Genomic DNA, 12,765 nt, shown 5'->3' with positions numbered 1-12,765 from the left:
TTCCTAAAGTATGTTATTAAAATTTAAATATACTATAATTACATTATAAACTACTATTTGCAATATATAAACTAATTTTTAAAATTTGGTTAAAATAAATATTTTTACTAAAGAAAAAAAGGATAATTTTATCTTAGAAAGAAACTATTATTTAGGGAATTCTAAGGGATTTATAGATAACAGAATTTTAATAGTAGTAAGAGGGAAATAGTACTATTAAAATTATACTTGAATATGAAAAGGGGAAATTTATGAAATTAGAAAGAAAAAATAGTGGGATAATATTTCTTATATTTGGAGTTGTTTTTGTTTTAAACTCCTTAAATCCAGTAATGGAGTTACTGTATATTAAAGCTAAGGGAGAAATTGCAGAGGCAAAAATAGTTGCATATGATTTTATTCAAAGAAGTAGCAGAAGTGGAAGAGGGAGTTCTTATAAGTATATCCCTATAATTGAATTTTTTGATGGAAAGGAAATTGTACAGGTTCCTGTAACAATGAATTCCTTAAATGAAGAATTAGATATAATAGGATTAGATGTTAAGGTTAGTTACTTGAAAAATACTCCATCTAAGGTAATAATAGATGATAAACTATTTTGGTTATATGAGATATCTAATTCTTTAGTAGTTGTTGGCTCTTTTTTATTAATGGTTATGCTAAGTCAAATGTCTGTAGAAACATATAGAGGAAGAGAATTAACCTTTAATGTTCCTACAAAAAATAAAATAATATTTTTGATTTCAGGATTGCCAGGAGTTATAGGGACATTTCTCAGTTTTTACTATGGCTTTATTACATTAAAATATAATGGGTTAGGTTTTACTTCGGGAACCTTAATATTATCTTTGTTGATAATAGGAGTATATCTATTGGGAATAGTTAATTTTCTTAAAATAAAAAATAATTATTGGGGTTAGATTTTATTATAAATTCTTTGAATAGTTAATTTAAAATTAATGTTAACTAACTTGATTTTTAGGAACTAATAAATTATGTTAGTTCCTTTAATTTTTACATATTTTTTCTGTATATTAGTTTTGAAAGTTATTCATTAATTCTGTTATAATTAATCAGATGAATTTAGAACCAATATAAATAAGAATTTGACTTTAGGAAGGAATGTTTATAATTACTAATGAGAATAAACAAGCTTTTTAGCAATTTTGGGATATGCTCTAGAAAAGAAACTAATAAAATTATTAGAGAGGGAAGAGTTATTGTTAATGGCAAGCCATGTATTGAAGGGCAATGGGTTGAATTAAGTGATGAAATATTTTTAGATGGGAAACCCTTAGTTCCAAAGGAAAAGATTTATATAGCACTTAATAAGCCTGTAGGAGTTGTGTGTACTGCTGCAGAAGAAGTTAAAAATAATATAATAGATTATTTAGGGATAGATGACTATGTTTTTCCAATAGGACGGCTAGATAAGGATTCACAAGGATTAATAATTTTAACTAATGATGGAGATTTAGCAAATGAAGTTTTAGCAGCAGAAAATAACCATGAAAAGGAATATATAGTAACCTTAGATCAACCTTTTTATGATGATTTTATTGAAAAGATGGAGCATGGTGTTGAAATATTAGGACAAGTAACAAAACCTTGTAAACTAAAGAGAATAAATGAAAATACCTATTCAATAATATTAACTCAAGGGTTAAATAGACAAATAAGAAGAATGAGTAAGGTTTTTGGCTTTAATGTGGTTAAGTTAGAGAGAATTAGAATTCTTAATATAACTCTTGAAGACATAGGATATGGGAAGTGGAGACATATAAATAGGGAAGAAATTGAGATTTTGAAAAAACTTATAAAATAATTGAGAGGATAATAATGGAAAATAATAAAGTTAAAGTGTGGTTTTTAAAGTTAGTTGTAAGTTTAGTGTGTGTACTAATTATTTATACAATTGCATCTGATTTATATAAAATTGCTTATCTTGAATTTAAAGGAGTAGAAACAACAGGAAAGTTAATAACTTTTGATGAAAAGATTAATTCGGGAAGATCTAAATCAAAATCATATACTCCAATTGTAAGAATAAAGGTTGAAGGACAAGAGATTGATGTTCCTGCAAAGTTAAATAAAATTGATAAAGATTTAGTTGACTTTGTTGGAGATGAAGTGAAAGTTAAATATTCTTCTAAAGATTATAATCTTTTAATTATAAATGATAAAAAATATCTTTTAAATAGAATTAATTACATGTTACTAGCATTTCAAATTTTAATATTTGCTTTATTATCTGTTTGTATTAAGGCTACTTGTGGAGAAGATGGGAAAGTAAAGTGGATTATGGAGAAAAAAAATCCTGTTTTAAATTTGTTGTTTTGGACACCAGGCTTAATATTTTCATTTTTATGGATTTATTATCAAATAATATTAGGGAAGTATGCCATGGAACAGTTTGACTTTATAGGTGCATTAGGTACATTTATGTTTTTATTAGTTTATATTATTATTTCGGATAATTTTATTAAAAGGAATAAGAAGTCTCATAAAATTTTAATAAAATAATGTAAAGTTTAAGATAAACTAGAAAAATGTATTTATTAAAATAATTTGTAGGGTTGACACTTTGAAATTTATTGCATAGAATGAAATTAATAATAGAATATTAATCGGTAGGTGAGGTTACCACCGGGATACGGATTGCTGCCGCAAAATAGTGGAGACACTATGAGAAGGTTAGCAGGCTATGTCGAGAAACAAGGCATAATCTAATGCAATTTCATTGCCCAGTGAAGCTAAAACTTGAACGATATTATACTTAAGCAAATTTTTTGTTTATAGTTTTATTTTGTTTGAATTTAATCCTTACCTAATTTTAGGTGAGGATTTTTATATTTAAATCAAAAATTATTTGAAATTATTTTAAGAAAGTTGAGGTGGTAGTAATGGATACGGGGAGTAGTAGAGGCATAGAAGTCACAGGCAAAGTACTTTTTATGAAAAATGTCTTAAGAATATTTTATTTCATATTCTTACTGCCATTTTTCAATAACTTAATATAATTAAATAAGGTAAAAGTATACTTTTGTCCTGTACAATGTCTTTACTTCCTAAAAATTATTTAGAAAATTAGGAGGTAAGAAGGATGAAAAAGAGAACAGAACAAAAAGTTATAAGTGAAGTTTTAATCAATGAAAGATTAATAAAAGCAAGCAAGATGAGCAAAGAAAATTTATTAAAGGAAATGAAAAATACTTTAAGTGGATATAGCAAAGAAGAAGTTGAAAGAAGAATTCGTAAATATGGCAAAAATGTAATTTCACATGAAAAGGGTGATTCAGTTTTAAAAAGACTTATTGAATCCTTTGTTAATCCATTTACAGTTGTACTTTTTATTCTTGCAATAATATCAGCATTTACAGATATTATTTTACAAGCTCCAAAGGATAGGTCCTATAGCACAGTAGTAATAATAATCACAATGGTTACTATTAGTGGAATATTAAAGTTTGTTCAAGAAAGCAAATCTAATAATTCAGCTGAAAAATTAAAGGATATGATAAAAACAACAGCTACAGTTGAAAGAATAGGTAAAAAAGAAATTGAGCTTTCACAAATTGTACCAGGAGATATAGTTTATTTATCTGCAGGAGATATGATTCCAGCAGATGTAAGAATAATATCTTCTAAGGATTTATTTGTTAGTCAAGCTTCATTAACAGGTGAAAGTGAACCAGTTGAAAAGTTTAGTAAAGAAATAAATTCTAATATAAATGGTCCTTTAGAAAGTACAAATCTAGGCTTTATGGGAAGCAATGTAATAAGTGGCTCTGCTATTTGTATTGTAATTTCAACTGGAGATTATACTTACTTTGGTTCTATGGCAAATACAATTACTAATGACAAAATTGTCACTAGTTTTGAAAAAGGAGTAAATTCAGTTTCTTGGTTATTAATTAAATTCATGATGTGCATGGTGCCAGTTGTATTTTTTGCAAATGGATTAACTAAGGGAGATTGGGGTGAATCATTTTTATTTGCATTATCAGTTGCAGTAGGTTTAACTCCAGAAATGTTACCTATGATAGTTACAACAAACCTTGCAAAGGGTGCCGTTAAAATGGCAAAGAAAAAGACTGTTGTAAAGAGTTTAAATTCAATGCAAAATTTTGGAGCTATGGATGTGCTTTGTACTGATAAAACAGGAACACTAACTGAAGATAAAATTGTATTACAATATCATCTTGATGTTCAAGGAAATGAAAATGAAAGAGTTCTTAGACATGCTTTTTTTAATAGCTTTTTCCAAACAGGATTAAAAAATCTTATGGATTTAGCAATAATAGATGAAGCTAACAAATTAAATCTTAGTTATTTAAAAGAAAAATATACTAAGGTTGATGAAATACCTTTTGATTTTAATAGAAGAAGAATGAGCGTTGTAATAAAAGATAAAGAGGGTAAAACTCAACTAATTACTAAAGGGGCAGTTGAAGAAATGCTAAAAATTTCTTCAAAGGTAGAATATAGAGGAAAAGTTGAAAGTTTAACAGAGGAAATAAAAAAAGAGATATTAGAAATAGTTGAGAGATTAAATAGTCAAGGTATGCGTGTCATTGCAGTTTCACAAAAAACTAATCCTTCTGTAGAGGGTGTTTTTTCAGTAGCTGATGAATCTAATATGGTTTTAATGGGATATCTTGCTTTTTTAGATCCACCAAAGGAATCTACATTATCTGCAATTAAAGCTCTTAATGAAAATGGAGTATCAGTAAAAGTTTTAACAGGAGATAATGATGGGGTTACAAAATGTATTTGCAAACAAGTTGGAATAGAAGTAGAAAATATTCTTTTAGGATCACAAATAAGTGAAATGGATGATGAGGAATTAAAGATAAAAGTAGAAAAAATTAATGTTTTTGCAAAGCTTAGTCCAAGTCAAAAGGCTAGAATAGTTAGAATACTTCGTGAAAATGGACATACTGTTGGTTTTATGGGAGATGGAATTAATGATGCAGCAGCAATGTGTGAAGCAGATGTAGGAATTTCAGTGGATACAGCAGTTGACATTGCTAAAGAATCTGCAGATATAATACTTTTACAAAAGGATCTTATGGTATTAGAACAAGGGGTTATTGAAGGAAGAAGAACCTTTGGAAATATAATTAAATACATTAAAATGACTGCAAGTTCTAACTTTGGAAATATGTTATCTGTAGTTATAGCAAGTGTATTCTTACCATTCTTGCCAATGTTACCTATTCAAATACTAGCATTAAATTTAATCTATGATATTTCTTGTATTTCAATTCCATGGGATAATATGGACGAGGATTATTTAAGAAAGCCTAGAAAATGGGATGCTTCCTCAATAGGTAAGTTTATGATATGGATAGGTCCTACAAGTTCAGTTTTTGATATAGTAACTTATATTATTATGTTTTTCATAATTTGTCCAAGCGTTGCAGGAGGACATTATGGTGCACCTGGCGTAGATAATTTATTATTTATTTCAGTATTTAATACAGGATGGTTTGTTGAGAGCTTATGGTCTCAAACCCTTGTTATACACATGATTCGTACACCTAAACTTCCATTTATAGAAAGTATTGCATCATTACCAGTATTAGCAATTACAACCTTATCAATAATTATTGGAACAGTTATTCCTTACACTTTTTTAGGAAATTCATTAGGCATGAGTAGATTGCCATATACTTATTTCCCTTGGTTGTTAGGAATAGTAGTATGCTATATGGTTCTTGCAACAATAATGAAGAGTGTATTTAGAAAACACCATGGAGAGTTACTATAGAAAATGTATATAATTTTATTTACTTATTTAGAATAATATTTATATACATTGTACTATTATATAAATAAGAGAATTATTAAATATATATTATGTATAAGAGGTGATAAGAATGGATATTTTATCAAAAAGCATAAAAAATAAGGTGGTTATAGTAACAGGAGGTACTAGAGGAATAGGATTTTCTACTGTAAAAAGATTTCTAGACTATGGTGCTAAGGTTGCTTTATGTGGTTCAAGAAAGGAAACTGTAGATAAGGCCTTAAAAGAATTAAATCATATTAATCCTAATTATGATGCACTTGGATTTTATCCTAACTTATTAGATAGTAATGAAGTAAAAGAAATGGTAGATAAGGTTTTAGAGAAATGGGGAACTATAGATATACTTATAAATAATGCAGGAGTTAGTGATAATAAGTCAATATATACCCAAAGTGATGAGGATTTTTCAAAGATAATTGATATTAATGTGAAGGCTATTTTTAATTGCACAAAAGCTGTTTCAGAAATAATGAAAAATAAAAAATATGGAGTGATTTTAAATACTAGTTCTGTTGTAAGTTTATATGGACAAAAAACAGGAGTAGGATATCCTACATCTAAGTTTGCAGTAAATGGATTAACAAAGTCTTTAGCAAGAGAACTTGGAAATGATGGAATAAGGGTAAATGCTGTAGCCCCTGGAATTATTGCTACAGATATGGTTGCCGCTTTAGATAAGAAATTAGTAGATCAAATAGCTCAAAATATACCTCTAGGGAGAGTTGGAGAACCAGAAGACATAGCAAATGCTTTCTTATTCTTAGCCTCTGATATGGCAAGTTATATAAGTGGAGAAATATTATCTGTAGATGGAGCTGTAGTAATCTAATATTTACAAATTAATATATATAGAGATTTAATAAGGTAAATTATTTGTTAGTTGTATATTAAGGATACTTATTTAAAAATAAGTATCCTTAATTTTTTATATATTTAAAATAGAAATTCAATTAGATTTCATAAAAAGATGATTATTGCTTATTATTTAGAATTCAAGAGTTTATTTTAGATAGAATTTAAAATTAGGTGATAATAAATTTAGTGAATTTATTAATTATTTAGATATTACATATTATGAAAAATTTAAGGGAATAAGATAAATAAAAGAATAAAAAGTGAGGTTAAATATAATGAGAAAATCAAGATTTAATATTACTTATATTATGCTAACCATAGCTGTTTTACTTTTCGCATATGTAATATTTCCAGAGGCACAGGAAACTATTAAGGTGGTAGGATTACAAAATGGAAATATAGAGAATACTATTGTTCCTAAGCCATTGCTATATGAACCAAGAGGTGGAATATTTAAAATTGAAAATGGAATATCAATTTATGTTAAAGGAAAAGACATTGGTGAAACCGAAGAACTGTATAATATAGCAGGAAATTTTGCAGCTACTATAAAAGAGGTAAGCGGATTTGAAATAAAAGTTTTAGAGGGAGAACCTAATAATGAAAAATCTATTTTTTTTACTACTGTAGAAAATAATGATGATTTAGGAAATGAAGGTTACAAAATAAATTCATCAGAAGATAGAATAGAGATAATAGGAAATAAACCAGAAGGGATTTTTAGAGGAATTCAAACTTTAAAACAAATGTTGCCTCCTGAAATTACAAATAAATCAATTACACCTGGAATAGAATGGAGTATTCCATTAGTTAATATTTTAGATAAACCAGAATATGAATATAGAGGACTTATGATAGATGTAGCAAGGCACTTTTTTACTATTGAGGATTTGAAACGTCAAATAGATATAGCTTCACAATATAAAATAAACAAGTTACATATTCATCTAAGTGATGATCAAGGATGGAGATTAGAAATAAAAAAATGGCCTGAATTAACTGCGATTGGAGGAACAACTGAAGTTGGTGGTGGAAAAGGAGGATATTATACTCAAGAGGAATTTAAAGATTTAATAAATTATGCTCAAAATAGATATATTGAAATTATTCCAGAGTTTGATATGCCAGGACATGTAAATGCGGCATTGGCCTCATATGGTTTTTTAAATCCTGATGGGCAAAGAAAGCCTCTTTATACAGGAACTAAGGTTGGATTTAGTACACTTATGACAAATAGTGAAAAGACTTATGAGTTTATTGAAGATGTAATAAAAGAAGTAAGTGCTATTTCACCTTCTAAATATATACATATAGGAGGAGATGAGGCTGATAGCACCAAAAAAGAAGATTATGATTACTTTGTAGGAAGGGTTTCAAAAATAGCTCAAAAGTATGAAAAAATACCTATAGGATGGGACCCAATAGATACTTCTCCTAATATAGATTCTAGTACAGTTCTTCAAAATTGGAAGGATTCTAATGAAGAGGCTAGGAAGAAGAATATGAAAATGGTTATTTCCATTGCTAGAAAAACATATTTGGATATGAAGTATAATAAGGATGCTCCTTATGGATTAGATTGGGCAGGATATATTTCAGTTGAGGATGCATATAATTGGGATCCAACAGACTTTGCTCCAAAAAATTTGATTTTAGGTATAGAAGCTCCTTTATGGACAGAGACAATTTCAACTGTTTCTGAAATGGATTATATGATATATCCAAGATTAATAGGTTATTCAGAGATAGGATGGACACCAAAAGATAATAGAAATTGGAATGAATACAGAGAAAGACTTAAATCACAAGAAATTAGGCTTAGAAATCAAGGGATAAATTACTTTAAAGAAAGTATTTAAAAAAGTTAAATTTAAAAACTATGGAATTTTAATTGATTTCATAGTTTTTATTTTATTTATAGTAAAAAATGAAAATAAACTCTAAATAAAGATTGATTTTTAACAATTTTTTTTATTAATTTATAATTTTTTAGTAAAATTTTAAAATTTAATATGGTGAAAATTTGATTTATCCAGTTATCAGCTATAAAATATAAACTATATGTTACAGGTTTTTACATAAAAAACATTATTTGATTTAAATTATATTATTAAATCACTATATTGAAGAAAGTTGGGGACAAAATGAACATAACTCAAGTAATAATAAGGATACTGTTATCTATAATTATAGGTGGACTTATTGGATATAATAGGGAGTATAAAAATAGACCAGCCGGATTTAGAACTCATGTTTTAGTATGCTTAGGAGCTACTATTGCAGCTTTAATTCAGGTACAGGTTGGTTATTTTGTACTTGGAGAAATAGCAAAGAATCAAGCTATGTCAAGTATATTACATGTTGATGTAGGAAGAGTTATATGTCAAGTTATATCAGGGGTAGGATTCTTGGGCGCAGGAGCGATAATTCAAACTAAAGGTACTGTAAAGGGGTTAACAACAGCTGCCTCCATGTGGGCAGTGGCAGGAGTTGGTATTGCTATAGGAATGGGATTCTATGTCATAAGTATTTTAAGTGGTGTTAGTATATTGATAGTTTTAATTTCTCTAAAGAAATTTGAAGATAAATTTATAATAAACACTAAAAATTTAAGTATAGAAATAAGATGTAAAGATCTTAAAGCATTAAATGAAATAAATGATTTTTTTGAGGAATATCAAATAAGGATAAGTAATATTGAGTCAATTAGTGAAGAGGTTTATCAATATAAAATAGAGGCTCCACAGTTTGTAACAATAAATGAAATTATAAGTGGCCTCATAGTTAATGAAAATATAAGTAGAGTAAAAGAAATAAATTATATTTGATTAATGGATTTTACCTTTAAGAATAATCTTTTTGATTTTACATAATCCAGTACCTTATTTAAGAATAAAATTTATAAAATAAAGTGTATTTAATAATATTTTTCTTTTAAATACACTTTATTTTTTATTATATGAAGTAATTATGTTTTAAAGATTATGAGTTAAAATATCTTTAAATACTTTATTATGTTCTAGGTCTTTACTTAAAGCTTGAATTACATATATTATATTTTTTTCTGAAATTTCATTTTGTGATGATATATTCCAAAGTATTAAATAGCTTTTTATTAGTTTATAAGTATTTATAAGCTTATCAATACTTTGATTTAAATCTTCACCTGTATTAAATGGAATTATATCCTTAAAAATTTGATTTACTAAGTAATTTTCAAATATGTATGAATACTGAGTAAAGTAATTATCTAAGGATTTTAAGTCATATTTATGTATATTATTCAATAAATTTTTATCTTTATTTAAATCTGATAACAAGATTTTTAATCTAGTACCAATGACTTTATTTAAAAGATTTCCATCTAAGATAATCTTAAAATAGTTATTAGTAATACTAAGTGGAACAATTGTGCTAGAATCAATAAATTCAGTTATATTTGATGGATCTTCAGTTATTTTTTCAAGTAAATCTTCAATTTCATAAAAGTTTTCTTTATTTTTTAGAGTTTCTAGATTTTTATAAAAGGATTTTAATAGACTTAGTCTTTCTTCAATAGAGAAATTTCTGTTTTGCATAATATTTATTGATATAACTCTTATATCCCAAAAGTACTGAATTAAATTATCTGAACCTATAAAAGCATCAGTATCTATTACTCTGCGTATTTCTATAGAATCTTCATCAAGTTCTTCTTCTATTTCTATAAACTCCATTTTTTCCTTGTTTAAAAAAGCTTTAGAGCAAATTTCTTCACAGGAAGGAAGTCCACTTTTCTCATATATATCATCTATAATATTAAAAACTCTAGGATATCTTCTACAGGTTATAGATAAGTTCTCTTCACCACATTTACCGTGAATTTCACAAAGTAAGTTATCATTGAGAAAAGGACATTTATTATCTTTTGTTATTTTCATAAATCCATAATTAAATGAATCATCTGATTCAGAATTTTTTATGTATTTTCCAGTTATTAATTTTTTTAGATTTCCTTTATCATTTTCATACTTTTTAAAAGTATTTTCATCTATGTTAATGTCCCAACCAGCACAACAAGTATCAGTGCAATTAGGACCTATGCATTTAAATGTCTTCATATATTTTGGAATAAAAAAGTTTGCTTTCAAAATAACACCATCTTTCGTGTAAAAATTATATTGCCTTAATATTTTATCATTTAGTTTTATAAATAGTTAGCAATTTTTTATAAGTTTAATCATTAAAATAATGGTATTATTTAATTAGATGGAAATTTTTATGAATAAATTTTACTTGATTTATATGGGGGGGATAATTTTGAATATTCATATTAGAGATATGATTAAGTCAGATATTATTAATTTTAATAAAGAGTTTAAGTTACAAGGGTGGGAAAAACCAATTACATTATTTGAAAGGTATTATGAAGAACAAGAAAATGGAGTTAGAAAAGTTTTTGTAGCATGTAATGAGAAACAAGTCCTTGGCTATGCAACACTAATTCCAAATGATGAAAATGGACCTTTTGCCAATAAGAAAATTCCTACTCTTCGTGATTTTAATGTTCTTGAGAAATATCAGAATAAAGGTATAGGTACAGCTTTACTTGATAAAATTGAAGATACTGTTAAAGAATATTCTAAAAGCATTTGTTTAGGGGTTGGGCTTCATTCAGGATATGGTTCTGCTCAGAGAATGTATATAAAAAGAGGGTACATTCCTGATGGTAGTGGAGTTTGGTATAATAATATGCTTTTAGAGCAGAATGCTCAGTGCAGAAATGATGATGATTTAGTATTGTATTTAATTAAAGAATTTATTTAATCTAAACAAGATATAAAAAACAGTTAAGCTTTGATGCTTGACTGTTTTTTATTACATCAAGTACCTTTTATTTTTAATATTTTAAAAATAAAATTATTTGCTATAATAAATATTTGATAATCAAAATAATTCGTGATATAATAATGACTTATAAAATTCTTTTATGAAGGAGAGTATATGAATACAACACATATAAAACAAGAAAATAAAACTAAGAAAAGATCGAGTAAGCTTAAAAAATGGATTTGTGGAATATTAGTAGGAATAATAATATGTATTATTTTAGCTTTAGGATTTGGAGGAAACTATTTATATAATTTAGCTATAAATCCCGATACACCAAAGGATATAGTCTTTGAATCAACTGAAAGTAGTAAAGATGTGGTTACAATAAATAGTACAAGTGGACCAGTAAGTATTTCAAGCGAAGAATGGCTTTTAAAGGAAAGTGGTTATGAAGATTTATATATGACTTCAAGAGATGGGCTAAAATTACACAATTATCTTATAAAAAAACCAAACTCTAATAAGTGGGTTATTACAGTACATGGTTATACATCTCAAGGTAAATTAACATCATACTATGCTAAAAACTTTTCTGATATGGGATATAATGTTATAATTCCTGATTTAAGAGGTCATGGCACTAGTGAAGGTGATTATATAGGAATGGGATGGGACGAGCGTTTAGATATAATAGATTTAATTAATTATATAATAAAAGAAGATAAAGAGGCAGAGATAGTTTTATATGGTATATCAATGGGTGCAGCTACAGTTCTTAATACCTCAGGAGAAGAACTTCCAAAGAATGTTAAAGCTGTGGTAGCAGACTGTGGATATACTAGTGCATGGGATGAATTTGCTTATCAGTTAAATAAACTTTTTGGTCTTCCAGCTTTTCCAATGCTGAATATAGCAAATTTAATAACGAAAATTAGAGCTGGATATTGGATAAATGAATCATCACCTATTAATCAAACTTCAAAATCAAAAACACCAACATTATTTATTCAAGGAGATGAAGATACCTTTGTTCCATCTTTTATGGTAGAAGAACTTTTTAATGCCTCTTCTGCTGAGAAGGAAAAATTAATAGTAAAAGGAGCTGGACATGCTAAATCAAGCAAAGTTAATCCTAAACTTTATTGGGAAACAATAGATAGCTTTTTAAATAAATATATTAGTTAGTTTTAAGGGACAAAATAAACTATAAGTAAAGATAGAATAAATCTACACACAAAAAGCTATAGAAAATTTAATAGATCAGATTAAATAATATCTAAAAA

10 protein-coding genes and 1 riboswitch are annotated in these 12,765 nt (G+C 27.0%); of the genes, 9 read left to right on the top strand and 1 reads right to left on the bottom strand.

What is annotated here, in order from left to right; translation table 11 throughout:
• The first annotated feature begins 251 nt into the window (after positions 1–251).
• The 7 genes from QP548_RS07115 to QP548_RS07085 all read left to right on the top strand — a co-directional run bounded on the left by QP548_RS07115 (position 252) and on the right by QP548_RS07085 (position 9,498).
• Positions 252–920: a DUF3592 domain-containing protein gene (locus QP548_RS07115; RefSeq protein WP_061427394.1), complete on the top strand. Its 669-nt coding sequence runs from the start codon at positions 252–254 to the stop codon at positions 918–920.
• A gap of 218 nt (positions 921–1,138) precedes the next feature.
• Complete coding sequence (locus tag QP548_RS07110; RefSeq protein ID WP_061427396.1) at positions 1,139–1,825, top strand: pseudouridine synthase; 687 nt, start codon at positions 1,139–1,141, stop codon at positions 1,823–1,825.
• 14 nt (positions 1,826–1,839) lie between these two features.
• Positions 1,840–2,523 (top strand): hypothetical protein, encoded by a 684-nt coding sequence (locus QP548_RS07105; RefSeq protein ID WP_061427398.1) that lies wholly within the window; start codon positions 1,840–1,842, stop codon positions 2,521–2,523.
• Positions 2,524–2,619: 96 nt separating this feature from the next.
• A riboswitch (M-box (ykoK) riboswitch) is annotated at positions 2,620–2,778 on the top strand.
• A 325-nt stretch (positions 2,779–3,103) separates the two neighbouring features.
• Complete coding sequence (gene mgtA, locus QP548_RS07100) at positions 3,104–5,773, top strand: magnesium-translocating P-type ATPase (RefSeq protein ID WP_061427400.1); 2,670 nt, start codon at positions 3,104–3,106, stop codon at positions 5,771–5,773.
• Between the two features lie 109 nt (positions 5,774–5,882).
• Positions 5,883–6,644, top strand: coding sequence for an SDR family NAD(P)-dependent oxidoreductase (locus tag QP548_RS07095; RefSeq protein ID WP_061427402.1), 762 nt, complete (start codon positions 5,883–5,885; stop codon positions 6,642–6,644).
• Between the two features lie 301 nt (positions 6,645–6,945).
• Complete coding sequence (locus tag QP548_RS07090) at positions 6,946–8,529, top strand: family 20 glycosylhydrolase (RefSeq protein ID WP_061427404.1); 1,584 nt, start codon at positions 6,946–6,948, stop codon at positions 8,527–8,529.
• 285 nt (positions 8,530–8,814) lie between these two features.
• Positions 8,815–9,498, top strand: a complete 684-nt coding sequence (locus QP548_RS07085; RefSeq protein WP_060795306.1) for an MgtC/SapB family protein — start codon at positions 8,815–8,817, stop codon at positions 9,496–9,498.
• Between the two features lie 147 nt (positions 9,499–9,645).
• On the opposite strand, the gene fliB is transcribed toward QP548_RS07085, so the two are convergent.
• A complete protein-coding gene (gene fliB / locus QP548_RS07080) occupies positions 9,646–10,800 on the bottom strand; it encodes a flagellin lysine-N-methylase (protein ID WP_061427406.1) in 1,155 nt (384 codons plus the stop codon).
• Between the two features lie 169 nt (positions 10,801–10,969).
• Here fliB and QP548_RS07075 point away from each other — a divergent pair, with 169 nt between their 5' ends.
• Entirely contained in the window at positions 10,970–11,476 is a 507-nt protein-coding gene (locus QP548_RS07075) for a GNAT family N-acetyltransferase (RefSeq protein WP_061427408.1), read from the top strand.
• A gap of 177 nt (positions 11,477–11,653) precedes the next feature.
• Positions 11,654–12,667, top strand: coding sequence for an alpha/beta hydrolase (locus tag QP548_RS07070; protein ID WP_061427410.1), 1,014 nt, complete (start codon positions 11,654–11,656; stop codon positions 12,665–12,667).
• Positions 12,668–12,765 lie beyond the last annotated feature (98 nt).

It is taken from the genome of Clostridium sp. UMB9555A, assembly GCF_030222355.1.
Taxonomy (GTDB): domain Bacteria; phylum Bacillota; class Clostridia; order Clostridiales; family Clostridiaceae; genus Sarcina; species Sarcina perfringens.
The sequence above is the reverse complement of the archived record's forward strand: the minus strand, read 5'-3'. Positions and strand labels throughout refer to the sequence as shown.